The organism is Nitrogeniibacter aestuarii, assembly GCF_017309585.1.
GTDB classification, from domain to species: Bacteria; Pseudomonadota; Gammaproteobacteria; order Burkholderiales; family Rhodocyclaceae; genus Nitrogeniibacter; species Nitrogeniibacter aestuarii.
Window position 1 is genome coordinate 813,166 of sequence record NZ_CP071321.1, and the last position, 25,428, is coordinate 838,593.

Consider the following 25,428-nt stretch of genomic DNA (forward strand, 5'->3'; position numbering starts at 1 on the left):
ATGTGGATTGTCATTGGTCTGGTGCTCGGTGTCTGGCTGGGCTCCTGGGGCGGGCTTGAAGAAGTCATCGGCGGCGGCGTGCTGGGGGCCCTCGGGGGGCTGGTGATTCAGGTCGTGTTGAGCCGTCCGGCACGGGCGCGGCTCGATCAGCTGGAGGCGCGCATCGCGCAACTGGAGTCGCAAGTCCTGCAGTTGCGAACGGGTGCCACGCCGGCTGTTGAAGATGAGCCCACCCCGGCGCGTAATGCCACAGTGCCTGAGCTGCCCAGTGTGCCCTGGGCGGTCGAACCCCCGGTGGTGCCCGCGCCTGCGGCGAGCACCCCGGCTGCGCCCGACCCGGTCGCGTCGGCAGAAACCCCCGCGCCGTCTCGCCGGCGAGGCATTGACGTGCTCGGCGGCGCCGCGACAGAACCCGAACGCGCGCCGTCCTCACTGGATCAGCTCTACGACACAGCGCGACGCTGGCTGCTGGGCGGCAACACGGTGGTGCGGGTCGGGTTGCTGGTGCTGTTCTTCGGCCTCGCCTTTCTGGCGCGCTATGCGGTCGAGAACAGCCTGTTTCCCATCGAACTGCGTCTGGCGAGCATCGCGCTCGGGGCGGTGGGCTTGCTTGGCGTCGGCTGGCGTCTGCGGCATCGACGGGCAGGCTATGCCCTGAGCCTGCAAGGCGGCGGTGTGGCCGCGCTCTACCTCACCATCTTTGCCGCCATGCGGCTCTACGGGCTGATCCCGCCGACGGCGGGCTTTGGCCTGCTGCTGGTGATTGTGGTGCTCTCGGCCGTACTGGCGCTATTGCAGCGCTCGCAGGCGCTGGCGGTGATCGGCACGGCGGGCGGCTTCATGGCGCCGATTCTCGCCTCGACAGGGCAGGGCAGCCACGTGATGCTGTTCTCCTATTACCTGCTGCTCAATGCCGGTGTGCTTGGCATCGCCTGGAAGCAGGCCTGGCGCGGGCTTAACCTCACCGGCTTCCTGTTCACCTTTTCGATCGCGCTGTTGTGGGGGGCTCGGGATTATCGGCCCGGCCTGTTTGATTCCACCGAGCCGTTCCTGATCGCGTTCTTCCTCATGTATGTGGCCGCAGCCGTGCTGTATGCCTGGCGCAGCGCACCGCAACTCAAGCACTACGTGGATGGCACGGTGGTGTTCGGTACCCCGGTGGTGGGCTTCGGCTTGCAAGCGGCACTGACCGAAGGCATGCCCCATGCGCTGGCGATCAGCGCACTGGTGGTGGGCGGCTTCTATGTGATGCTGGCGCGCTGGCTGCATGCCCGTGCCCGTCCTTCGTTAGGCCTGCTGGTGGAGTCGTTTCTGGCGCTCGGGGTCGCCTTCCTGACGCTGGCGATTCCGCTGGCGGTCGATGGTGAGTGGACCGGCGCGGCCTGGGCGCTCGAGGGCGCGGCCCTGCTTTGGGTGGGCGCCCGACAGCGGCGCAAACTGGCCATGGCATCCGGGGTGCTGCTGCAACTGACGGCCGGGGTGATCTTCTTTGGCGAATCCCTATTCCATCCGGACGCGGCCACACCCGTGCTCAACAGCACATGCCTGGGCGCTGCGCTGGTGGCCCTCGCCGGGCTGGCCAGCGCGCACATGGCCGACCGCTGGCGCGATGCCTGGCCGCGTTTCCTGCGCCTGAGTCAGCCCCTGCTGCTGGCATGGGGTGTGTTGTGGTGGGTGGGCGCCGGCTTCAATGAAATCACCGACGCGCTGCCCTTTGAATCTGAGCCGGTCGCCCTGCTGCTGTTCCTCTCCGCGAGTGGGGCGCTCGCCACCCTGATGGCCGACCGAAGCGGGTGGTCGGTGTTGCGCTGGCCAGCACTCCTGCCGGTCATGGGCATGGCCTTTGCGCTGCTCGGCGATGCGGATGCACATCAGGCGCCGTGGTCCGGGCTGGGTCTGCTGGCCTGGCCGCTGGCGATCGGCGCGATGGGATGGTCGCTGCGCAAGGCAGAGGGCGCGCCGCAGGTGGCGTTCGTGCTGCCGATGGCGCATCTGGTGACGCTGTGGCTGGTGTGCCTGTCGCTGGTGTTGAGCGCTGCGCAGCTGGGCGAGGTGGGGAATCTGTGGCGGGTTGCCGCCATGGTGTTGGTGCCGCTGTCGGCGTGGTGGTTGATGCGCCTGCCGCAGGTGGAGGCGCGCTGGCCGGTGCGGGCCTGGGCGCCGATCTATCAGCAGCTTGGCGTCGGCGTGATGCTGGTCGTTGCGCTGCTCGGGGCGGTGGCGACGAGCCTGGGCACCGGCGGTTCGGTGGCGCCGCTGCCCTATATGCCCGTGTTGAACCCCTTCGATCTGACCGTTGCCATGCTGCTGATGGCCGCGGCGCAGTGGTGGCGTCGATGGCGTGACGCGCTGCCCATCGATCCGCGCGTCGCGCAGGGCGTGCTGGCGGGCTTTGCCTTCGTGCTCATCACCTGGGGCGTGATCCGCGCCATCCACCACCTTGCGCAGGTGCCGTGGGATGCCGATCGGCTCTTTGCCAGCGATACGGTGCAGGCCAGTGTGTCCTTGTTGTGGGGGGCGCTCGGGCTGGTGCTGACCTTCATCGCGAGCCGGCGTGCCCATCGTTGGATGTGGATGGCGGGCGCAGCGCTGCTCGGCGTGGTGGTGCTCAAGCTGTTTCTGGTGGACATGGCGAGCACCGGCACGGTGGCGCGCATCGTGTCCTTCATTGGCGCGGGCGTGGTGTTGCTGGTGGTGGGTTACTTCTCGCCACTGCCGCCGGCGCGGGAGCTGCGATCATGAAGATGCGTCTCTGGTGGCTGCTGATGTGCCTCCTGGCGAGCCCTGTGCTGCGGGCGGCCGATGACTTTGCGCTGGATCTGCGCATTCAGGTACCCGAGGGCGCGGATCTGGTCAGGATCGAACTGCCCGAGGCGGTCTATCGCGCAGCCCATCGGCCCGATCTGGGCGATCTTCGCATCGTCAACGGGGCGGGTGAGGTCCTGCCGATGGCGCGCCTGCCACAGCCGACACGGCAGGTGATCAAGCGGGCCGGGCGCACGCCGGTGCGCCTGCCGGTGGAGCCGCAAGCACACAATCCGGCGCTCAGTGTCGCGACCCGCGATGGCGGGCAGTCGGTGGATATCGACATCCGGCCGGGCGGCAGCGCGCCGCCGCGCTTGCCGGGCTACCTGATCGATACGGATGGGTTCGACGCCCCGATCGACGCCATCGAACTCAAGTGGCGGGGCGACCCGGTCTTCGAGGCCATGCTGGAGGTGTCTGCCTCCGATGACCTGAAGCGCTGGCGGCAGGTCAATGTGTCCGCGCCGGTGCTGGCGATGGGCGAGCCCGGGGCGCGCGTCGAACTGAACCGTGTCTCGCTGAGCGGCGTAAAGGCCCGCTACCTGCGCCTGAGATGGGCCGGCACGACGCCCGACGTGTCGATCGACCAGGTCGACCTCATCAGCGAGACCGACGTGGCCAAGCCTGTCGAGCACAGCATCGAGCTGACGGGCACGGTCGAGGGCGATCATGTGCTCTTCGTGTCACCCGGGGTGTTTCCGGTGAGTGGCATCGAGTTGCTGTTGGGCGAGGACACTCATGTGCTGCGGGCAACGGTGAGCTCGCGCGCGAGCCCTTCGGCGCCGTGGCGGCCGCGCGGAACGCGTCTTGCCTACAAGCTCAAGACGGATGGCGGCGTGACCCAGGGCGGCATCTTTGCGGGGCTCTCGGCGCGAGACACCCTGTGGCGCCTGACGGTGGACGGCGGTGTGCCGGCCACCGTGCCCGGCCTGAGACTGATCTGGCCGGCCGAGTCGGTCGTGTTCGTGGCGCGCGGTCAGGGGCCGTACCGGCTTCGGGTCGGCCAGCGTGGCATGGAACCCGCGTGGCGGCCGCCGGCCGCGCTTGTGCCGGGCTATGGCACGCCAGCGCAGATCCGCCTGTGGCCGGGTGTGGTGGTGACGCCCGACATGCCGATCAAGGGACGGCCGCAGTCCACCTCCATCGCCGACGACCCGTATCAGTGGTTGTTCTGGGGCGTGCTCGCGCTCGGCGTGGCGGTGCTGGGCTGGATGGCGCGTTCGTTGCTCAGGGAGTTGTCGGCCGGTGGATCGGATTCGGACAGCCGATAGGCCAGATTGCCCACCAGCTCGTGCACGGCAAACCAGCCATCGTAGGCCGCGCGGGCAGAGGGGATGAAATCGCCCCAGTCAACGTCCGGGTCGGGATTGTGCATCCACACGGTCGGGGCCGGTGTCACGCGCAGGCCGGCCGCTTCGAAAGCGCGTCGGGCCCGCAGCATGTGGGTGGCGTGGGTGACCAGGGTAATCGAATCGATTCCTGCGCTTCTGAGAATCTGTGCGGTGAAATTGGCGTTGTCACGGGTGTCGAGGGACTGGCTCTCCGCCCAGCGCACCGGTACGCCGAATTCTTCCTCCAGCACCTTGCGCATCTGCACGGCCTCGATGATGCCGTCGCGCGGCGCGCCTCCGGTGACCAGCACCGGCTTGCCGCTCTCGCGAGCAAGCAGAGCCCCGTAACGCAGTCGCTCCAGGGCCAGCCGGCCGACGGTTTCGCCGTCCGGATATTCCGGCGCCCTTGAACGAACACCAGCGCCGAGGATGACGATGGCCCCGGTCTGGGCCACGGCGTCGCGGCGCACGGCGACCGGCGGTGGTTCGACAATTCCGGCGAGCATGCCGACGGTCACCGGCAGGCTCGCGATCAGTGCATAGCTCCAGCCGAGCCAGGCCAGCGCGCGCCAGCGTTTGAGCATCAGGCCCAGGCCGATGAGCAGCAGCGGGCCGCTGGGCGGGAGAATGAACAGGGCAAGGATTTTCTTGGCCCAGAAGGCCAGCAGGGACAAATCGATCGGCATGGGGCGTTGTGGAGGTGACGGGGTATCCGTATTATCCTTGACCAAATCGACCACTGCCGGGGTTTTACCCGGCCAGCAACATGCCCGATCACCAGTACGGTATCGAAACCCTTTGCCTGCATGCCGGCCAGCAGCCGGACGCCGCCACCGGTGCGCGGGCCATGCCCATCTATCAGACGACCTCGTTCGTCTTCGATTCGCCCGAACACGCCGCCTCGCTGTTCAATCTGCAGACCTTCGGCAACGTCTATTCACGCATTTCGAATCCGACCGTGGCCGCCTTTGAAGAGCGGGTCGCCGCACTCGAAGGCGGACGTGCTGCACTCGCCGCATCGTCGGGGCTGGCGGCGCAAATGACCGCGCTGCTGACACTGGCCGAAGCGGGCGACGAGATCGTGGCGGCGCGCACGCTGTACGGGGGCAGTTACTCGCAGCTCGATGTGAGCCTGCGCAAGCTGGGCATCACCACGCATTTTGTCGACCCTTCGGACCCCGAGGCCTTCCGCGCCGCCATCAACGATCGCACCAAGGCCGTGTATGGGGAAATCATCGGCAATCCGGGGCTGAACGTGTTCGACGTCACCCCCATTGCCGAGGTCGCCCATGAAGCCGGCGTGCCGCTGGTCATCGACAGCACGCTGGCCTCGCCCTACCTGTGCCGCCCCATCGAGCACGGCGCCGATATCGTCATCCATTCGGCGACCAAGTACATGGGGGGGCACGGCACCACCATGGGCGGCGTGCTGGTCGAATCCGGCAAGTTTCCCTGGGACAACGGCCGTTTCCCGCAGATGGTCGAACCGTCGCGCGGCTATCACGGCGTGCGCTTCTACGAGACCTTCGGCGACTTCGGTTTCACCATGAAGGCGCGCATGGAAACCTTACGCACCTTTGGCCAGTCGCTTTCGCCCTTCAATGCGTTCATGCTGTTGCAGGGGCTTGAAACCCTGCATGTGCGCATGGACCGGCATGTGTCGAATGCGATGGCCGTGGCCGCCTTCCTGAAGGCGCATCCGATGGTCGAGTGGGTGAATTATCCAGGGCTGCCCGACAGCCCCGACCATGTGCTGGCGCAGCGCTACCTACCCAAAGGCGCGGGCGCGATCCTGAGCTTCGGGATCAAGGGGGGGCAAGCGGCGGGCGAGCGCTTCATCGATGCGGTGCAGATGATCAGCCATCTGGCCAACGTGGGTGATGCCAAAACGCTGGTGATCCATCCGGCCTCGACCACCCACCGGCAGCTGTCGGAAGAAGAGCAACGCGCCGCCGGTGTGCCGCCGGACATGGTGCGCCTGTCGGTCGGCATCGAGACCGAGGCCGACATTCTCTGGGATCTGGACCAGGCGCTGGCGTTGGCCGGCAAGGGAGCGTGAGCATGGGCTTGCGGGAATGGATTTTTGTCGTGATCGCGCTGCTTGCGGTTTATCTGGTGTTTCAGCTGATTCGCGCGATGCAGGTCAAGGATGACGCGGTCGGCATTCCGGGCGAAGTGCTCACCGAAATGCCGACCGAACTGCTCGATGAGGCCGCCGAGTCAGAGACGGCCGTTGAGACCGATCGTGCGCCGGACGAAGACGAAGACCCGGACGGCACGGACGAGAAACCGCGTTCCCAGCCCGAGACGGACGAACTGGCCGAAGAGAGTTTCAAGCTTGCGCTGGAGGTTCGACAGCTGCGACGGGATATCGCCCAGTTGCGCGACGAGGCTGATGCCCAGCGCGGCGAGATGGCCGAACTGAGAGTGATCATCGACCGCCAGAGCCAGCAGATCGAGGCCACCAAGGCGGCGCAGAACGTTTCACCCATCTATGGTGAAGCGCTGGCCCTGGCACAGCGCGGCATGGCGGCGGATGTCATCGCCGAACGATGCAGTATTTCGGTGGCCGAAGCCGAGCTGGTGAGATCGCTGGCTCGTGACTCGGCCGCCTCGGGGGAGGAGCAATGACCAGAAAAGTGAGGAAGAACAAAAAGGGGTCCGTTCAGCGTGCCGTCCTGTTGCGCCGTGCCGGCATCGCCGGTGGGCTGATTCTGGCCTTGCTGGTGGGCCTGGCGTGGTACGAACGCAGCCAGAGCGTCCCGGATTTGCCGCGCTTGACCGAAGCACCTCCACCGCCACCGCTACCGACGCTGGAAGAGCCCCTGCGCGGTGCGCCACCCATGCCGACTGCGGAGGAGGCCGAAGCGTCGGTGGCCGGCAACACGTCGGGCGTGGGCGCAGACGGCGCCGTTCCCGAGCTCACTGCCGCACCTGCCGTGGTCGCGCCTGAAGCACGTAAGGATGAAACGCCTCCCGCCGCGAGCGGGGCGCCACGCCTTGTCCTCGGGGACGAGGCGCCCGTGGCCTCGGACAAACCCGCGTTACCACCGGCGCCGGAGCGCGCGCCCAAGACAGTGGCCAAGGCCGAGGTGCCGGCGGCCAAGGTGGCCGCGCCCGAGCCGACGCCGGCAAAGACATCGGTGGAGGCGATCAAGAATGGCTACATGGTGCAGTTGGGCGTCTTCAGCGCGCCGGGCAACGCGCAGGCGCTGATCGAGCGGGTTGATGCCCTGGGGATTCCGGCCCATATCGAAAGTCGCGTCGTCGTGGGGCCATTCAAGGATCGCTCTGAAGCCGATGCCGCACGACGTAAGCTGTCAGCGTCCGGCCTGGGCAAAGGGCTGGTGGTTCGCACTCGTTGAAGCCGTGATCCGGGATTCGAAAAGCATCAAAAGGGCCGGCTTTCGCCGGCTTTTTGCTGTTTTGCTTGCCAGCCGGGGGGCGTAAGGTGCTTCGTGGCACCATGCTTTCAATCAAGGAGACTCCCATGCATATCGACAGCCCCGTGTTCGGCGGGTTGGATGTCAGCCCCGAGAACATCGTTGAATTTCCCAACGGCCTGCCCGGTTTCGAAGGCTGCCGCCGCTTTACCTTTGTGGAAGAGGGTGACGCCGACAAGGTGCTGCAGATGCAAAGCGTCGATGATCCAAGCATCGTTTTCTCGGTGGCCGATCCCTCGACGCTCGGTGCGAACTATGAATTTACGCTGACGGATACTGAAGTCCAGACGCTTGAGGTGTCATCGCCGGACGATGTGGCCGTTGCGGTCATCATCCGCAAACGCGCGGTTCCGGGGTCGCCGTCCGAAGCCGGACTCAAGGCCAATTTCATGGCGCCCCTGGTCATCAACACCGCCGCACGTCGCGGACTGCAGAAGGTCATCGAGAACGTGGGTTGCAGTGTGACCTTCAAGGGCGCCTGACCGGCCGCGCATCGCGGGGGCACAACAGGGCGCACGGCGGGCCGTTGCTGGGTAGAATGCGGGACGAATCGCGTTCGCGCGCAACGACCCCTACGGAGCCTGAAAGCATGAGCAAGCAGATCATCGCCACCGACAAAGCCCCCGCCGCCATCGGCACCTATTCACAGGCCGTGCGTGCCGGCAATACGGTCTACCTGTCCGGTCAGATCGGGCTCGACCCGACGAGCATGGAAATGGTCGACGGCTTCGAGGCGCAGACCCAGCGCGTGTTCACCAATCTCAAGGCGGTGGCCGAGGCGGCCGGAGGCTCGCTGGCGGATACGGTCAAGCTCAACATCTACCTGACGGACCTGTCCAATTTCGCCAAGGTCAACGAGATCATGGCGACCTTCTTCGAGCAGCCCTATCCCGCGCGTGCAGCCGTCGGGGTCAAGGAATTGCCCAAGGGCGCGCTGGTCGAAGCCGACGCTGTTCTGGTCATCGACTGAACCTCCAGTCTCCCCATGGCGAAAGCCAAGGCGGCGGCCGCGCCGCCCGTGCGCGGCTGGCCCGGTGTCGGCACTCAGCTGGCGGGGCGGCTGGTCAAGCTCGACATCCACGGTCCGCAGGACCTGCTCCTGCATCTGCCCCTGCGCTACGAAGACGAAACCCGCTGTGCCCGTATCGCCGAGCTGCGCGGTGGCGAACCGATGCAGGTGGAGGGTGAGGTCACCGACTGCGAGGTGCGCATCCGCGGCCGGCGCCAGCTGGTGGCCCAGATACAGGACGACACGGGCACACTCACCGTTCGCCTGCTGAATTTCTATCCCCAGCAGCAAAAACAGCTCGAACCCGGCAAGCGGGTGCGCGTTTTCGGCGAGGCTCGGGGCGGCATGTTCGGTTTCGAGATGGTGCATCCGCGAATTCGCACGGTCGATGCCGGCGAACCGCTTCCGACATCACTCACACCGGTCTATCCCACCACGGCCGGGCTGGCACAAAGTGCGCTGCGCAAGCTGATCGAGCGTCATGTGGGCCGTGTCAGCATGGAGGACTATCTCCCCGAAGCGGTGCGTGCCCGCCTCGGGTTGATGTCGCTCGCCGAGGCCATTCCGCTTCTCCATCAGCCGCCGCCCGAGATCGACGGCAGCGCGCTCGACGACCGATCCCACCCGGCCTGGCAACGCCTGAAGTTCGAGGAGTTGCTCGTGCAGCAACTCTCCCTGCGCAAGGCGCATGCGGCGCGACGGGCGAAGACGGCACCGGTGTTGACCAGCCCGGGGCAGCTCGTGCGGGCCCTGCTGGATGACCTGCCCTTTGGTCTGACCGGTGCGCAGGTGCGCGCCGGTGATCAGATCGACGCCGATCTGGCCCAGCCACATCCCATGCAGCGGCTGTTGCAGGGCGATGTGGGCAGTGGAAAGACCATCGTTGCGGCACTGGCCATGTTGCGGGCGGTGGAGGCCGGTTGGCAGGCCGCGCTGATGGCGCCCACCGAAATTCTGGCCGAACAGCACTACCTCAAGCTCGATCAGTGGCTCGCGCCGCTGTCGATCTCTGTTGAGTGGATTTCGGGCAGCCTCACCAAGAAGCAGCGCGCCGCGGCCTGCGCGCGTCTCGAGACCGGCGAGTCCATGCTGGCCGTGGGGACGCACGCCCTGATTGAAGACCCGGTGACCCTGCCGCGTCTGGGCCTGGCCGTGGTCGATGAGCAGCACCGCTTCGGTGTGCGTCAGCGCCTGGCCCTGCGCGACAAAGGGGAGGGCGTGAGCCCCCACATGCTGATGATGTCGGCCACCCCCATCCCGCGCACGTTGGCCATGAGTTACTACGCCGATCTGGATGTGTCGGTGCTTGATGAATTGCCGCCCGGGCGCACGCCCATCGTCACCAAACTGGTGTCCGATGCCCGTCGGGATGAGGTGGTGGCCCGTGTGCGCGACGCCTGCCGCGAAGGGCGGCAGGTGTATTGGGTGTGTCCGCTGGTCGAAGAGTCGGAAACGCTGGATTTGCAGACCGCCATCGATACCCATGCCCATCTGGAATCGGTGTTGGGCGAGCTGAAGATCGGCCTGGTACACGGCCGGCTCAAGGCGGACGAGAAGCGCGCGACCATGGCGGCGTTCGCCGAGGGCGAACTCAACGTGCTGGTGGCCACGACGGTGATCGAGGTCGGGGTGGATGTCCCCAACGCCAGCCTGATGGTGATCGAGCATGCCGAACGTTTCGGCCTGGCCCAGCTGCATCAGCTGCGCGGTCGGGTCGGGCGGGGAAAGGTGGATTCGGTGTGCATCCTCATGTTCGGTGGCGAGTTGTCGCAGACCGCACGAGCGCGATTGAAGGTGATCTACGAACACACGGATGGCTTCGAGATCGCGCGCGAGGATCTGCGCATTCGCGGCCCGGGTGAGTTCGTGGGCGCGCGTCAGAGCGGCGTGCCCATGTTGCGCTATGCCGACCTGGAAACCGATGGCGAACTGATCGATCAGGCCCGTGATCTGGCCGTCGAACTGCTTGCATATCATCGTCCCGTCGCCGAACAGATCATGGGGCGCTGGCTGGCTGGGCGCGAGAGCCTGTTGCGGGCCTAGGGGCGAGCCGCAAAGCGCGCGCCGGGCAAGGGCCTCGCGGCCAAACGCGCTATCATTGCCGCCGCATCATGATCCATGACCGCCTGCCTTCTCCCGCTGCCGACGATCTGTGGCTGGCCCATCCGCCACGCGCCACTGTCCATGCGCGTTTGCGCCCCTGGCTGATCGACCCGCAATCACTCACTGCCCGTATTCGCGCCCGTTGCGACCGCTTCCATGTCGAGGTGATTCGTCAGGCGCCCATGCGGCCGCATGCGGATGAAGCGGCTGCCTTGGGTGTGCGCGCCAAGGAGCGATCGTGGCTGCGCGAAGTCTTGCTCTATGCTGATGGCGTCCCGGTTGTGTATGCCCGCTCGGTGTTGCCGCGCAAACATCTGCGTGGTGCATGGCGAGTGTTTCACGGCATTGGTGCCCGCCCTCTGGGGGCGGCTTTGTTTTCCGATCCGCGTATTGCGCGTCAGCCGTTGCGTTGTGCACGTCTGGACCGGCGTGATGCGCGGTATCATCGGCTGGCCGTCGTGACCCACGGACGCATGCGCCTGCCCCCCTCGTTGTGGGCGCGGCGCTCGCTCTTCCGGCTGCGCGGGCGCTCGCTGCTGGTGAGCGAGTTCTTTTTGCCAACCATTCTTGATCTCGACCCATGACCCTCATCGAACGGCTCAGGATCTATGAGCGGCTGATGCGGCTCGACAAGCCCATCGGCATTCTCCTGTTGCTGTGGCCTACCCTGTGGGGCATCTGGATTGCCGGCATGGGCAAGCCGCCGATCTTCGTGCTGTGGATCTTCGTGATGGGCACCGTGCTCATGCGCTCGGCCGGCTGCGTGATCAATGACTACGCGGACCGGAATTTCGACGGACATGTGGAGCGGACCCGGCATCGTCCGCTCGCCAGGGGCGAGATCAGCACCAAGGAGGCCCTGATGCTGGCGGCGGGGCTGTCGCTGGCGGCCTTCGTGATGATTCTGCCGCTCCATTCACTGGTGATCTGGCTGTCGGTCCCCGCGCTTGTCCTGGCGGCCAGTTATCCGTTTACCAAACGTTTCCTTGCCATTCCTCAGGCCTATCTCGGAGTGGCGTTCGGATTCGGCATCCCCATGGCGTTCGCGGCCATTCAGTATTCAGTCCCTGCGGTGGCCTGGGTCATGCTGGCTGCCAACGTGTTCTGGGCGATCGCTTATGACACCGAGTACGCGATGGTGGACCGTCCGGATGATTTGAAGATCGGCATCAAGACGTCGGCGATCACCTTCGGGCGGTTCGACGTGGCAGCGGTGATGCTCTGTTACGCAGCGTTTCTGGGCTGCATGATCTGGGTGGGCGTGCACGAGCAGCTCGGCACCTTCTACTACATGGGGCTCGCGGCTGCCGCCGCGATGGCCGGCTACCATTTCACCCTGATTCGCGATCGTGATCGCGACCGCTGCTTCAAGGCGTTTCTCCACAACAACTGGCTGGGTGCCGTCGTTTTTGCCGGCATCGTACTCGATTATCTGATCACGCCCATGGGCTGATCCGGCGCGCTGGGCCGATGGATGACGTATCAAGAAAAACGCCACCGGCAAGGTGGCGTTTTTTCGTTTGGAGCGCTGCTTTCAGTGCGCCCGTCGGCGAAGCCGCCAGCCGAGCAGGCCCAGCCCGGCGAGCATCATCGCCCAGGTCTGAGCTTCGGGGACCGCGGTCACGGGTTGGACCTCCCAGCCGATGTCGGCGAGCAGCGCCCAGTCCAGATCGGTCATGTATTTTCGGGTGCCGCTGGTGATGGCGGGGGTCAGCGAGGGTTGTTGCAATGTACCCATGAAGCTGGAGCGCAGTGCGCTGGAGACGTGCCCATCGTCGGCCAGCGGGACAGCGCCGCCATTGATGAGGCTGGCGTTTGCACCGGTGAAGGTGTTGCCGCTGATCAGGTTGTCCCAGGCATCGGAGGTGCCGATGCCCAGAACGTGGGCGACCTCATGCACGGCCACCGAATAGAAGTCGTTGCCGGCAAATGATTCAACCGTACTGACGTCGGTATCCAGGTACCAGTTGCTGTTCGCATTGAAGACAATGGAGCCGGTCACCGGGGCGTAGTCCACGTCGGGCGAAGCACTTTGCCCACGGTTGTCGAGCAAACTGATGAACGCGCTGCTCCCGCCGGCGCTGTATCCCGAGCCGCCGAAACCGAGGGTGTCAGGATCGAGCGTGCGGGCGCCAAGGTAGATGATCACCGTGTCTTCGGGCACCGATATCGGGTCGGTCACCAGGCTGCCGTCGGTGGCGACCGTCCCGATGCCGGCCTGGTAACGGTTGCCTCCGGTGCTGTTGATTGCTGCCAGGCTGTCCGTCAGCCGGCTGCCGAATTCGTCGGCAACCGTGTTGAGAATGCCGCGGTGTTGCGTGGTGAAGAACCCGTTGCTGTCGTAGGTGTAGTCGAACTGCACGGTGATGGCTTGTGCGGATCCGGCAGCAAGGGCCAGGGTGGCGCAAAACAGCATTTTCTTCATGGGGTTCACTGGTTCGTATCCTGAAAGGCAGGCTGATGATGACATAGCCGCATGACGTCTGGAAGGCGTTGATCGTACCCGGATGTGTCAGCGCACGGGAAAGTGGGCGTTCATGGTGTCGAGCAGCGTGATCAGCATCTGCTCGAGAATGGGCTGCTCATCCTTGGCAATGTCGAGCATGCCGCCACGGCAGGCGGTTTCGATTTCCTGTGCGACATGAGCCGTGGCGTGGGCGCTGATCAACTGGACGGTGCTCTTCAGGCTGTGTGCGGCCAGCGCCGCAGCGTCAGCATTGTCGCGGGCCAGGGCATCGCTGAGCTGGTTGAAATGCTGTGCGGCTTCGCGACGTACATCGGTCACGACCTGAGCGATCAACTCCTCGTCGTTGAGCAAGCGGTCCCGCATCTGGTCAAGATCAATGGCCGGGAGTTGTTCTGCCTTTCTGCTGATGGCGGACCGTGTCTTCGCTCTGGCGGCCGGCTTCTGATCGTCGAGGGCATGAATCCAGCGGTTGAGGATGGCTGCGAGTGCCTCCTGCTGCAGTGGCTTTTCGAGCACGCCGTTCATGCCGGCCTGTTCGCAGGCGGCGACCCGGTCGGAATGAATGTCGCCGGTGAACGCCACGATCGGTACGTTCCGAATGTCCGTGCCGGCAGCCCCCGCGCGGATCTGCTCGGTGGTGCTGAGCCCGTCAAGCTCGGGGAGCTGCGTGTCCATCAGCACAAGCGCGATATCCGGGTGCGTCCGCAGGGTTTCAATGGCTGCGAGCCCGCTGGCGGCCATCATGGCGGTGTGCCCCAGACGAGCCAGGTGTTCGCCCGCCACGCGTTGATTCACGGGCAGATCGTCGACCACCAGCACCTTGGCGCCACCGCCAGGCGCCGGTGGCGACGCCGGGCGCTCGTCCGCAGGGGGCGGTGCGACCAGCCCCATGCGGGTCAGGCAACGCAACAGATGGCTGCGGCGGGCCGGTTTGGTCAGCTTCAACTGGCAGGGCAGGGCATGACCGGCGCGTGCCGGGGCGACACAGACGAGCCGTTCCGTGGGGATGCTCAGTTGCCGGATGCAGTTGTCGGCGTCGGGGGGGAGGCCGGGCAGACTCTCGAGCACAAAGGCGGCCTTGGCAGACGGTGCTGCTTCGATGAGTCCGTTCCAGTCTTCGCATTCGACCACCTTGAAGCCCCAGCGACGCAAGGGGCCCGTGATCTGCCCGCGGGCCGTCTGGAAGGGCTCCGCAACCAGGATTGTTGCGGGCTCCTGGGGGGTGACTGTGGCGGCGGCCGGCACGGGTTGAACCGGAATGCGCACCCAGAACGTCGACCCCACCCCTTGAACGCTGTTGACGCCGATCGCGCCGCCCATGAGTTCGATCAGGCGCTTGCAAATGGACAGGCCGAGCCCGGTACCGCCGAATCGGCGATTGACCGACGAGTCAGCCTGCATGAAGGGCTGGAAAAGCTGTTGTTGCACATGGGGCGCGATGCCTATGCCGGTATCCGTGATGTAGACCCGCAGGTGAGCCGTGTCGCCGCTCCCCTGATGCTGTACTTCAAAGCGCATGGACACGCAGCCTTCGTCCGTGAACTTGATGGCGTTGCCGACCAGGTTCGTCAGCACCTGACGGAAGCGCAGCACGTCGCCGAGCACGAATTCAGGCACGTTGGGCGCGGCCTCCCAGGCCAGTTCGAGGCCTTTGCCCGAGGCCGACATCAGTGCCACTTCGATGACATCTTCGGCGACATCGAACAGCGAGAAGGGCGCAGACTCCAGACGCATTTCGCCGGCATCGACCCTGGAGAAGTCGAGGATGTCGTTGACCGTCGCGAGCAGCGCGTTGGCACTGCGATGGGCAATGGCGAGGAATTCGCGTTGTTCCTCATCCATGGGCGAGTCTTCGAGCAACTGGATCATGCCCAGCACGCCATTGAGCGGCGTACGGATCTCATGGCTCATGTTGGCCACGAACAGGCTTTTGGTGCGCACCGCGCCTTCGGCCGCTTCCTTGGCGGTGCGCAGCGACATCTCGGCCGCCTTGCGTTCGCTGATGTCTGAAAGCACGCCGGCCATGCGGGTCGGTCGACCGTTTTCGTCGCGCTCGATGATGTGTCCGCGATCGAGCACCCAGATGATCTGTCCGTCACGACGGCGCATGCGGTGCTCGATGCGATAAGGCTGGTTCTGGTTGAGGCAGGCTTCAATTGCAGCGTGGATGCGCTGCTTTTCCTCGTCGAGCAGGCAGGATTCGAAGTCCTCCAGGGTGCCCTTGAGGTGCGACGGATCGTAGGCGAGGATCTCGTGCCACTGGTCGTTGTGACGCAACTCATTCGTGGTGATGTTCCAGTCCCAGAATCCCTCACCCGCTTTGGAAATGATGCTGTCGAGCTCACGCTCGCGCTTCTCGGCCAGATGACGGTCGGTGATGTCGCGCGCCACGACCAGGATGTGCCGCTCGCCATTCGGCCCGGTGAGCGGTTTCTTGATCGACAGGAAATGGCGCTCTTCGCCCGAATCCACCTCCGTGGATGATTCCGCGACGATCTGGGTCTCGCCCCTGCGCATGATCTCGCGAATGTTTTTCGTATACGCCTCGACCTGCGCTGTATTGGGGTTGAAGTCCGCATCCGTCTTGCCGGGCAGCGCAGCCGTTGTCGTGCCATAGAAATCGGCTAGCCGCTGATTGCCGAGCACGAACCGGCCGTCCCAATTCTTGACCATGATGATGTCGGGACTTTCATCAACAATGGTCCGCAGCAAGCTGCGGGTGGCGCGCAGGGCTTGGGCGGCCTCGCGCTGCTTGCTTTCGAAGTCAAGCAGATACCGCACCCCGAAGAATAGGATGACCGCCAGCAAGCCGACGGCCAGGTAGGCGAGCATCTGAGCGTTGCCTTCGGCATGCTGGGTGCTTGCCGTGGCGAGCAGAAACAAGGCGACGCAGCCCAGAATGGCAATCACCCAAGCCGTCGAGATCTGCGGCGCTGGCGGCTCGTGTTCGTCATCGCGTGACGACGACGGGGTGTCCTGGTTCATTGAAGAGGTCAAGGGGCGTTCGTCATTGCCGCTCATTGTGCCACCAAAGGAATACCAACCGAAGTCTGAACGGGGCCGCTACTGCCGGTGGGGCGGGGCGTGCGGCCCGTATAATGCCGAGTCACCTTGCCCGCTCTGGAGTGTCCGACCATGCGTTACACCGATCTTCGCGATTTCATTGCCAAGCTTGAAACGCGTGGCGAGCTCAAGCGCATCGCCGAGCCGGTGGATACCTACCTTGAAATGACCGAGATCGCCGATCGGGTCCTGCGTGCCGGTGGTCCGGCCCTGTTGTTCGAGAAGCCCAAGACCCACGGTACGCCCCAGCCGATGCCGGTGCTGGCCAACCTGTTCGGTACGCCTGAGCGGGTGGCGCTGGGCATGGGCGTTGATGGCGACTGGAAAACCCAATTGCGCGAGGTGGGGCGTCTGCTGGCTTTTCTGAAGGAGCCCGAGCCGCCCAAAGGCCTGCGCGATGCCTGGGAGAAGCTGCCGGCCTTTCGCCAGGTGCTCAACATGTCGCCCAGAACGGTGCGCTCTGCGCCTTGCCAGGCCAGGGTGCTCGAAGGCGCCGATGTTGACCTCTCCGCGCTGCCGATTCAGCACTGCTGGCCGGGCGACGCCGCGCCCCTGGTGACCTGGGGGCTGGTGGTCACGCGGGGCCCTAATCAGAAGCGACAAAACCTGGGCATCTACCGCCAGCAGGTGCTCGGCCCCAACAAACTGATCATGCGCTGGTTGGCGCATCGCGGCGGTGCGCTCGACTATCGCGACCACTGCCAGGCGACGCCGGGCGAGCCGTTTCCGGTGGCCGTGGTGCTGGGCTGCGATCCGGCCACCATCCTTGGCGCCGTCACTCCGGTGCCCGATTCGCTGTCGGAATACCAGTTCGCGGGTCTGCTGCGCGGTGGCAAAACGGAACTGGTCAAATGCCTTGGGAGCGATCTGCAGGTGCCGGCCACGGCCGAGATCATCCTCGAAGGTGTGATCCATCCGGGTGAAACGGCACTGGAAGGCCCGTATGGCGACCACACGGGCTACTACAACGAGCAGGCCGAGTTTCCGGTCTTTACGGTCGAGCGCATCACCATGCGATCCGAGCCCATCTACCACAGCACCTATACCGGTAAACCGCCCGACGAGCCGGCCATGCTTGGCCTGGCGCTCAACGAGGTGTTCGTGCCGTTGTTGCAAAAGCAGTTCACCGAAATCGTCGATTTCTACTTGCCGCCTGAAGGCTGTTCCTACCGGCTGGCGGTGGTGAGCATCCGCAAGCAGTATCCGGGGCACGCCAAGCGGGTCATGTTCGGCATCTGGAGCTTCCTTCGCCAGTTCATGTACACCAAGTTCATCATCGTGGTGGACGACGACGTGGATATCCGCGACTGGAAGGAAGTGATCTGGGCCCTGACCACGCGCATGGACGCGACCCGCGATACGGTGCTGGTGGATAACACACCGATCGATTATCTCGACTTCGCCAGTCCCGAGGCCGGTCTGGGCTCCAAGATGGGACTGGATGCCACCAACAAGTGGCCCGGGGAAACCAAACGCGAATGGGGGCGTCCCATTGTCATGGAAGAGGCAGTCAAGGCGCGCGTGGACGCCATGTGGGATCGCCTCGGCCTCTGATGCAGGGGCTTGAATTTCAAGCTTTTTACCCCCATTTGCTGTTCGTCGCCTCTGCGGGCGCGCCCTGAACCACTGGAGAACCCGATGACCGATAGTCGAACCATCGACGTCAACCCGCTGCCGTCATCCGGCATGGTCACCCTCACGCACGTGATCTACGCGTTGCACGCCTTTGCCCTGTTTACGGGCGTGGCCACGTCCGCCACCATCATTGGCAGCTTTGTGTCCGGTCTGCCATCGATTGTCGCGGTGATCATCAACTACGTGAAGCGCGATGCGGTGCGTGGTACCTGGCTTGACAGCCATTTCCGCTGGCAGATCCGGACCTTCTGGTTCGCGCTGCTCTGGATTGTCGTTTCCACGCTGTTGGCGATCACCATCATCGGCATTCCGTTTGCGTTCGTGATGGTCGGTCTGGCGGGCCTGTGGGTGCTCTACCGCATTGCACGCGGCTGGATCAATCTCTCCAACCGACAGGCCATGCCTGTGCCCGAGCCGGTCGCCTGATCCGGTGCAGCTCCCGCCCCTGGTGGCCGGTCGGCTGGTCAAGCGCTACAAGCGATTTCTCGCCGATGTAACGCTGGACGACGGCCGACTGGTGACCGCTCACAGTGCCAACACCGGCAGCATGATGGGCTGCGCCGAACCCGGGTCGAGGGTCTGGTTGTCGGCCTCCAGCAACCCGAAGCGCAAACTGGCGTTCACCTGGGAGCTGGTTGAAGCCGAGCCTGGTGTCGTGGTGGGTATTCACACCGGTCGCGCCAACGCCTTGGTGGAAGAAGCCATCTGTGCCGGTCACCTGCCGGCGCTAGCCGGGACCGCATCGATCCGGCGTGAAGTGCGCTATGGCCAGAACAGCCGTATCGACCTGTTGCTTGAGTTCGATCACGGACCGCCGTGTCACGTCGAGGTGAAGAACGTCACCCTGGTTCGTGACGGTGTTGCCCTGTTTCCAGATGCGGTGACCGCTCGCGGTACCAAGCACCTGCATGAAATGGTTCAGGTTGTTCGAGATGGCGGTCGGGCGGCGATGGTGTATTGCGTGCAACGCGGAGATGCAGAATCGCTCTCGCCCGCGAAAGAGATCGATGCTGCTTATGCCCGCGCACTGGGCACGGCGCTGGAAGCGGGTGTTGAAGCCTATGCCTTGAGGGGCCGACCGGATCCGGTCGGCGGGCAAATCCAGCTCAACGAATTGCTGCCGGTCCGGCGCTACTGAACGTCCGACTCATGGCGGTGACGTGACGTGATGGCCTTGTGGCGGATGATGTTGCGCTCACCTGTCCTGCACGTCAGCTCGCCCTGTGGTCATGAGCCTTCCCACACCCACTCGAGCAAGATGTCCTGTGCGTCGCGGCTGTTGTGCGCATTCGGGCTATTGACCATCATGGCCACCACGTAACGCTCCCCTTTCTTGTCGATGACGTAGCCCGCCATGGCGCGTACGCCGTTGAGAGTGCCGGTCTTGATGTGCGCGGTGCCCCGCGCCGGGCTGTCCCGGAGGCGTCGGCGTGCGGTGCCGTCGATACCGGCCACGGCCATTGAACTCATGAACTCGGGCATGAAGGGGCGTTCCCACGCCTGCTCCAGTAACTGACCCAGTCCGCGTGCCGTGATTCGCGCGGTGCGTGACAGGCCCGAGCCGTTCTCGATCGACAGGCCGGTGGTGTCGATGCCGGCGGCGGCCAGCTGAACCGTGGCCAGGCGAGCACCGCCCGAGACCATGTCGGCCGCGGTGTTGTCGCTGGCACCCAGCGTGGCGAGCAACTGGCGGGCAATGACGTTGTTGGACCACTTGTTCATGTCGCGCACCACGTCTGCCAGCGGACGCGAGGTGTGTACAAACAGGGTCTTGGCATCGCGTGGTGCGCGCCCGTGCTTGACCTGACCACTGAGTTTGCCGCCCATTTCGTCCCAGAGACCGCCGATCACGTTGCGGGCAAATTCCTCGGGCGACTCGGGTGAGACAAACCAGTCCTTGATGCCGCAATCGTCGCGCCAGGCCCCCTTGATACTCAGCTTGCGCTTCTTGCGGTCCTCTGTGGACTCGGCATCAAGCGCCTTGTACCAGCGACTGGCGCATCGTCCGTCCTGTGTTTCCAGTTCGCTGTCGAGTTCGAACGCAGCCATGGGCGGGTCGACGAGCACGCGTGGTGGCCGTGTCTTGTGTGTGGGGGCCGTGGCCGACGCTGCATTGGCGGTCTTGACCACCTGCAGGCCGGCTCCGGGAGCAGCGGCCGTTTCGGGCTCGGGTTCCGGCACAAAGGTCAGGCGAAGTGCATTGAAGTTGATCATCAGGCCGCTGGGGCCTGCGTTGTAGGGGCGCATGCCCTGACCGTCAAAGGCGTAGGGGTTGTGGGCGGGCAGGCGCAGCGCGCTGTCATCAATGATGATGTTGCCCGCGATGCGGTCGATGCCCAGTCCACGTACCTGGCGCAGCAGCTTCCACAGGTCGGCATGGGTGAAGATCGGGTCTCCGCCACCCACCACGTACAGGTTGCCGTCGAGCTTGCGTCCGGAGATCTCGCCATCCATCTTCAGGCGCGTCGTCCAGAAGTAGGCCGGGCCCAGCCGGTCCAGCGTGGTGAAGGCCGTCACCAGCTTCATGACCGATGCCGGATTCATGGGGGTATCCGGATTGTGGGAGAGCTTGGGCTGTTTTTTGTCGACCCGGCTGACCCAGATGGAGACATCCGAGAGCGAAATATTGGCCTTGTCGAGCGCCTTCTTGAGGTCCGGGGGAAAGCCTGCGGCCGAGGCCAGCAGAGGAGCGGTGAGCGCGGCGGCGGCCGCCCACTTGCAGCAGGCAGTCAGGCAGCGTTGAAGGATGGTGCGCGTCCGGTTGCCGGGCTGCGGGCCGACAAGGGACGGGATGCTGCGCTTTGAAGACATGTAGGAATTGCGTCCTGGCTTCGGTGTGTTGCGGGTGTCTCGATACGCCCGCCCGAGGCGGTCGGCATCGAAGTGCCCATTATTCCGAAGAACGGACAGGGACGCCATGCCCTTTACATCTGATGTTTGGTGTTGTTCTCGGTGCGATCAGGGGGCTGGCGGGGGCAGGGCCTGGAAGGTGCCCGTTGCACTCTGAAGCTGCCACGGCTGTGGCACGGCCTTGCGTTGTTCGCGCAGCTCAGCATACTCGGTCATGACGCGGGTGACGTAGCCGCGCGTCTCGGCATACGGCGGGATTCCACCGTAGCGCGTGACCGCACCAGGCCCAGCGTTGTAAGCGGCGATCGCGAACTCGACGTTGTTGTCGAACTGATCGAGCAATTGTCGCAGATAAAGCGCGCCCACCTGGAGATTGTGCCGAGCGCTGGTGAGTGCGCGCCGGTCGTACATGGCAGCGGTCCCAGGCATCAGTTGCGCCAGCCCTTGAGCGCCCTTGTGAGAGCGCGCATCCGCACGATAGTTGGACTCGGCCTTGACCACGGCGTGCAGTAGCTCTGGCTCGATCTGTGCGGCGCTGGCCGCGTCTTCAATGGCCTGTGCGTATGGCCGTGCATCCGTGGTCGCGTTGGTCGTTTTCGGTGCTGGCATCTGCCAGGCCGGTTGAGTCTTGATCTGATACTGCGACGGATCCACGCGCAGCCGGTAGGCGTTGTCCGATGGCTCCGCAAGCGCCGCCGCGTGAGCGAGTAATGCTGACAGCAAGAGGGCGGGCCCAAGGGCTGCACTAGTACGCACTGCTGTCCTTGAGTGTGGTGGCAGCCGTCTTGATGATGATCCACAGGTCCATGCTCAGTGACCAGTTGCGCAGGTATTCCAGATCATACTCAATGCGCTTTTCCATCTTTTCGACGGTTTCAGTTTCACCGCGATAACCATTCACCTGAGCCCATCCGGTGATGCCAGGTTTGACCTTGTGGCGAACCATGTAGCCCTTGATGAGTTTGCGGTAGGTTTCATTGTGGGAAACAGCGTGCGGTCGCGGGCCGACAATGCTCATGCGGCCCTGCAGCACATTGATGAACTGCGGCAGCTCATCGATCGACGTCTTGCGAATGAATGCACCGAAACGGGTGATGCGACTATCGCCACGGGTGGCCTGCTTGACGTCCTTGCCATCGTCGCAGGTGGTCATGGAGCGGAACTTGTAAACGACGATTTCCTTTCCGTCGAGGCCATAGCGGCGTTGCTTGAAGATCACTGGGCCTGAGGAAGACAGTTTCACCCCGATGGCTGCGAACAGCATGATGGGCGAAATCAGGATCATGATCAGGATCGACAGGATGATGTCCGAGATGCGTTTGATGACGCCGCTGGCCCCGGTGAAGGGCGTTTCGCAAACGGCCACCACCGGCATGCCGCCAACCTGATCGACGCGGCCCTGGATAAGATCTGTTACGAAAATATCCGGCACGAAGAAGATGGATGTCGTCGTGTCCTTTAGATTGTCCAGAATTTTCAGAATCCGCGGCTGTGTGGCCATGGGCAGTGCGAGGTAAATGTGATCCACGTGGTGGGTTTTCACGTACTCGGCCAGCTGGTCAAAGCTGCCAAGGAGCGGCGCGTCGCCAATGCCGTCGAGCCGGTCGCGCTGACGGTCGTCGAAGTAGCCCACGAAGCGCACCCCGATGAACTTGTTGCTGCCGAAGTTCTCAGCCAGTCGGGTGCCGATATCGTTGCATCCGGCGATCACTGCTGTGCGGGTGTTGCCCTCCATCGCCAGCACGTTCGGGATGATCCAGCGCGCCAGCGAGTTGGCTGTCATCAGGGCAAAGGGCGTGGCGATGAGCCAGCTGTAGATGACATCACGCGGAAAGAAGTTGATGTACCCGCTTGCTTCACCGAAGAACACCATGATGCCCGCGACAATGACCCAGTTGACGAAGGTCTTGCGCAGCATGCGGCGCAGGCTGTCGTTGAGGAAGATGTTGCCGGGAAAGGTGAGCGAGAACACGATCAGCGCGAGGATGACGTACTCGGGCCCCAGGACTTCACCGCAACTGTAGGCGCAGACGAACAGGGACCCGACAGCCACAATCGGGTCAAGAAAGGTTTCGATTGTGCTGGAGAAGGACAGTCCACTGCGGTGGCTGCCGTTTGACTTGTCGAGCGTGGCGAGCATTGAGTTGCTTTGTAACGAATTCGAGTTTGATGCAGAGCACCAATTACGTAATCATATTCCCATGGTTGTCAGGTTTGGTGTCAACTTTGACACAAGCCGTAAGCGCCCTGGAAGCACGGATATGCCGAACGACTGTTTGTGCGACGGGGCATGATAAGGATATTTCAGTGACATTTTTCGGAATTGGTTCGCGTCTGTGGGCAGCCCGAGGAGCAGGCAGGCCGCTGTCGATACTCTTGCTGTCCGGTGTCTCTGCCGCTGCCTTGGCTGCTGACCCCGCCGATGCGTTCAACTTTTATATCAGCCAGTCGTTTCAGCACGACGACAACCTCTATCGCCTGGCTGATGGTGTCAAGCCGTTCGGTGATGGTCAGCGCGATGACAACATCAGCGTGACCTCATTTTCGGCCATGTTCGACCGGGTCTACAGTCGTCAGCGCCTGTATGCCTCGGTCGATCTCGCTTATGCGGCCTTCGACACCTACAGCGATCTGGATTACGACACCAAGGGTGTGGCGACCGGCTGGGACTGGAGCTTCGGCAGCCACTGGACGGGTAAGCTCGAACTTAAGCAGGACGAGCTGGCGCGTGATCGTTCCGACTTCCGCACAAACAGTCGCGAAACCAGCATCAACCGCCGACGGACTCTCGATGCCGAGGCAGACTACTGGTGGCATCCGGACTGGGCTGCAGGTGTTGGATATGAGGCCTTTGCGTCAGAATACTCGGATGATGCGTCGCAGAATCTCAATTACGAGGCATCCATTCCAGAAGTGAGCCTCACTTATCGGCCTCAATCTGGTAACAAAGTTTCTCTCCGCGCGCGATTCACTGATGGGAAATACCCAGATAGAACCTCGAGTGCGATTCGGGATGACGGATACAGCCAAAGGGACTTGCGCTTGGTTGGCGCTTGGCGACTAACTGGCGCCAGTCGTCTTTCCGGCTATCTCGGTTACACCTCGCGCGAATATGAAAACCTTGAGGTGAGAGACTTCAGTGGTATGACCGCTCGACTGCAGCATGACTGGACCATCACTGGGAAAGTGCAGTTGCGCACGACTGCCCGGCGCGAAATTGGTGCCCGGGAGGATCTGACCGATAACTCTGTGGTGACCAAGGCTGTTTCCGTTGAGCCGACGTGGGCGCCCACGGCAAAAATCGCACTACAGGGCCTGCTGGAATGGCGTCAGCGTGACTTCCGCGGGGATCCTGGCCTCGTTACGAGTGTCGTTGAGCAGGACGACGAAACGACAACATGCCGTCTGTCGGTGTCCTATATGCCGCTCGACAGCCTCAGCCTGAGTCTTTCTCACACAGCCAGCAGTCGAACAAGCGATCGCGCGGCAAACGAGTACGATGCCAACGTGACGGCCCTCTCCGCTCAGTACAGCTTCTGATTTATTGATATGACATCATCTGCTGCGCCCGCAAAAAGGGCCCCGTTCAAGCGGAGAATGTGACCCACTCCCTGTATGTCGGACACTTTCCGGCTGATCATATGTTGCGATCATGTTGATGTAACATGGCCGACATATGTTTCGGGTTTGCGCTTGCCATTTTTGCTGCGGCGCAGCACACTAACTCAACACGATGTCATGGAGACACGGATGACCGTTTTTGGCTCTGCCGCTCGGCTGGCAACTGCCGCCGCTCTCTCACTTCTTCTGGCTGCTTGCGGGAGCGGGTCAGACTCGAAGGGCGCCACACAGGTGGCGGCGAAGGTTAATGACGGAGAGGTGACGGTTCACCAACTCAACGCGGTGCTGTCGCGAACGCCCAACCTCCAGCCCGACCAGATGGAGAAGGCGACTGAGCTGGCTCTCTCGCGCTTGATCGATCAGGAGTTGCTGGTTCAACGTGCGCGCGACAAGAAACTCGATCGCGACCCGCGCGTCCTTCAGGCGATCCAGGCGGCTGAGCGTGAAATTCTGGCGCGCAGCTACATGGAGCAGTACACCGCTTCGGTGGATAAGCCATCCGCAGACGAAATGCGTGAGTTCTACAACGAGAACCCGGCGCTGTTCGCCGAGCGCCGCGTCTATAACCTCCAGGAACTCAACATCACCATTGCCCCCGATCAGCTGGACGCACTCAGGGGGGCCATTGGCGACGCGAAATCGCTCAATGATGTGGTTGAGTGGTTGCGAAGCAACAATGTTGTCTTCAAGGCGGGCGGTGGTGTCCGCGCCGCAGAGCAATTGCCCCTCGAGGCGCTGCCAAGATTCGCCCAGATGAAAGATGGCCAGATCGGCATGGTGCAGACGCGCGGCGGTGTGCTCGCCATCTACCTGGCCGGCTCGCGGCAGGCGCCCATGGATTTCGACAAAGCCACCCCGTTCATTGAACGCTTCATCATCAACCGAAAGCGTGCCGACATGGCCAAGGCTGAAATGAAGCGCTTGCGCGACACCGCCGAGATTTCATACATGGGTAACTTCAAGGCGCCGGAAACCCCGGTTGAGCCCGACGCCACCGCAGCGAACCCTGGCGAAGGCGCCATGGACGAATCCATGAAGAAAGGCCTTGAAGGCCTCAAGTAAGCCATCCACTCGATTGAGACAAGCTGAACCCACACCCAT

General features: G+C 63.7%; 21 protein-coding genes. 15 read left to right on the plus strand and 6 right to left on the minus strand.

Going from position 1 to position 25,428, the window contains the following annotated elements; genetic code table 11:
• Both J0W34_RS03855 and J0W34_RS03860 read left to right on the plus strand, forming a co-directional pair.
• Positions 1-2,742 carry a DUF2339 domain-containing protein gene (locus tag J0W34_RS03855; RefSeq protein ID WP_230970755.1) on the plus strand — a complete coding sequence of 914 codons (2,742 nt, stop codon included), beginning with the start codon at positions 1-3 and terminating at the stop codon, positions 2,740-2,742.
• Positions 2,739-4,076 carry a DUF3999 domain-containing protein gene (locus J0W34_RS03860; protein WP_230970756.1) on the plus strand — a complete coding sequence of 446 codons (1,338 nt, stop codon included), beginning with the start codon at positions 2,739-2,741 and terminating at the stop codon, positions 4,074-4,076. The genes J0W34_RS03855 and J0W34_RS03860 overlap by 4 nt, the downstream gene beginning before the upstream one ends.
• Here the strand turns inward: J0W34_RS03860 and J0W34_RS03865 are convergent.
• Entirely contained in the window at positions 3,965-4,822 is an 858-nt protein-coding gene (locus tag J0W34_RS03865) for a YdcF family protein (RefSeq protein ID WP_230970757.1), read from the minus strand. The two genes, J0W34_RS03860 and J0W34_RS03865, sit on opposite strands and share 112 nt — an antisense overlap.
• Positions 4,823-4,902: 80 nt before the next feature.
• On the opposite strand from J0W34_RS03865, the gene J0W34_RS03870 reads away from it, so the two are divergent.
• The 8 genes from J0W34_RS03870 (at position 4,903) to ubiA (ending at position 12,144) form a co-directional block, all read left to right on the plus strand.
• A complete protein-coding gene (locus J0W34_RS03870) occupies positions 4,903-6,195 on the plus strand; it encodes an O-acetylhomoserine aminocarboxypropyltransferase/cysteine synthase family protein (protein ID WP_230970758.1) in 1,293 nt (430 codons plus the stop codon).
• A 29-nt stretch (positions 6,196-6,224) separates the two neighbouring features.
• The gene (locus J0W34_RS03875) at positions 6,225-6,767 is read left to right on the plus strand and encodes a DUF2802 domain-containing protein (RefSeq protein WP_230970759.1); all 543 of its coding nucleotides are present in this window, start codon (positions 6,225-6,227) and stop codon (positions 6,765-6,767) included.
• 8 nt (positions 6,768-6,775) lie between these two features.
• Entirely contained in the window at positions 6,776-7,501 is a 726-nt protein-coding gene (locus J0W34_RS03880) for an SPOR domain-containing protein (RefSeq protein WP_227815715.1), read from the plus strand.
• Positions 7,502-7,626: 125 nt separating this feature from the next.
• Positions 7,627-8,061 (plus strand): flagellar assembly protein FliW, encoded by a 435-nt coding sequence (fliW, locus tag J0W34_RS03885; RefSeq protein ID WP_227815716.1) that lies wholly within the window; start codon positions 7,627-7,629, stop codon positions 8,059-8,061.
• Between the two features lie 107 nt (positions 8,062-8,168).
• Positions 8,169-8,549, plus strand: a complete 381-nt coding sequence (locus tag J0W34_RS03890; RefSeq protein WP_227815717.1) for a RidA family protein — start codon at positions 8,169-8,171, stop codon at positions 8,547-8,549.
• Between the two features lie 15 nt (positions 8,550-8,564).
• Positions 8,565-10,631, plus strand: coding sequence for an ATP-dependent DNA helicase RecG (gene recG / locus J0W34_RS03895; RefSeq protein ID WP_230970760.1), 2,067 nt, complete (start codon positions 8,565-8,567; stop codon positions 10,629-10,631).
• A gap of 68 nt (positions 10,632-10,699) precedes the next feature.
• Positions 10,700-11,275: a chorismate--pyruvate lyase family protein gene (locus J0W34_RS03900; protein WP_227815719.1), complete on the plus strand. Its 576-nt coding sequence runs from the start codon at positions 10,700-10,702 to the stop codon at positions 11,273-11,275.
• A complete protein-coding gene (gene ubiA, locus J0W34_RS03905; RefSeq protein ID WP_227815720.1) occupies positions 11,272-12,144 on the plus strand; it encodes a 4-hydroxybenzoate octaprenyltransferase in 873 nt (290 codons plus the stop codon). Before J0W34_RS03900 ends, ubiA begins: the two co-directional genes overlap by 4 nt.
• Positions 12,145-12,225: 81 nt before the next feature.
• On the opposite strand, the gene J0W34_RS03910 is transcribed toward ubiA, so the two are convergent.
• Entirely contained in the window at positions 12,226-13,116 is an 891-nt protein-coding gene (locus J0W34_RS03910) for a PEP-CTERM sorting domain-containing protein (protein ID WP_227815721.1), read from the minus strand.
• An 87-nt stretch (positions 13,117-13,203) separates the two neighbouring features.
• Entirely contained in the window at positions 13,204-16,143 is a 2,940-nt protein-coding gene (locus J0W34_RS03915; protein WP_230970761.1) for a hybrid sensor histidine kinase/response regulator, read from the minus strand.
• A 150-nt stretch (positions 16,144-16,293) separates the two neighbouring features.
• Here J0W34_RS03915 and ubiD point away from each other — a divergent pair, with 150 nt between their 5' ends.
• The 3 genes from ubiD to sfsA all read left to right on the plus strand — a co-directional run bounded on the left by ubiD (position 16,294) and on the right by sfsA (position 18,994).
• The gene (gene ubiD, locus J0W34_RS03920) at positions 16,294-17,775 is read left to right on the plus strand and encodes a 4-hydroxy-3-polyprenylbenzoate decarboxylase (protein ID WP_230970762.1); all 1,482 of its coding nucleotides are present in this window, start codon (positions 16,294-16,296) and stop codon (positions 17,773-17,775) included.
• Between the two features lie 84 nt (positions 17,776-17,859).
• A complete protein-coding gene (locus J0W34_RS03925) occupies positions 17,860-18,282 on the plus strand; it encodes a DUF4870 family protein (protein ID WP_227815724.1) in 423 nt (140 codons plus the stop codon).
• A 4-nt stretch (positions 18,283-18,286) separates the two neighbouring features.
• Positions 18,287-18,994 carry a DNA/RNA nuclease SfsA gene (gene sfsA, locus J0W34_RS03930; RefSeq protein ID WP_230970763.1) on the plus strand — a complete coding sequence of 236 codons (708 nt, stop codon included), beginning with the start codon at positions 18,287-18,289 and terminating at the stop codon, positions 18,992-18,994.
• An 89-nt stretch (positions 18,995-19,083) separates the two neighbouring features.
• Here sfsA and dacB read toward each other — a convergent pair whose 3' ends face one another.
• The 3 genes from dacB to J0W34_RS03945 all read right to left on the minus strand — a co-directional run bounded on the left by dacB (position 19,084) and on the right by J0W34_RS03945 (position 22,846).
• Entirely contained in the window at positions 19,084-20,667 is a 1,584-nt protein-coding gene (dacB, locus tag J0W34_RS03935) for a D-alanyl-D-alanine carboxypeptidase/D-alanyl-D-alanine endopeptidase (RefSeq protein WP_227815726.1), read from the minus strand.
• A gap of 147 nt (positions 20,668-20,814) precedes the next feature.
• Entirely contained in the window at positions 20,815-21,429 is a 615-nt protein-coding gene (locus J0W34_RS03940) for a lytic transglycosylase domain-containing protein (protein ID WP_230970764.1), read from the minus strand.
• Positions 21,430-21,451: 22 nt separating this feature from the next.
• Positions 21,452-22,846, minus strand: a complete 1,395-nt coding sequence (locus J0W34_RS03945) for an undecaprenyl-phosphate glucose phosphotransferase (protein WP_230970765.1) — start codon at positions 22,844-22,846, stop codon at positions 21,452-21,454.
• A gap of 167 nt (positions 22,847-23,013) precedes the next feature.
• On the opposite strand from J0W34_RS03945, the gene epsL reads away from it, so the two are divergent.
• Entirely contained in the window at positions 23,014-24,246 is a 1,233-nt protein-coding gene (gene epsL / locus J0W34_RS03950) for an XrtB/PEP-CTERM-associated polysaccharide biosynthesis outer membrane protein EpsL (protein ID WP_230970766.1), read from the plus strand.
• 210 nt (positions 24,247-24,456) lie between these two features.
• Entirely contained in the window at positions 24,457-25,389 is a 933-nt protein-coding gene (locus tag J0W34_RS03955) for an EpsD family peptidyl-prolyl cis-trans isomerase (RefSeq protein ID WP_230971636.1), read from the plus strand.
• The last annotated feature ends 39 nt before the right edge of the window (positions 25,390-25,428 follow it).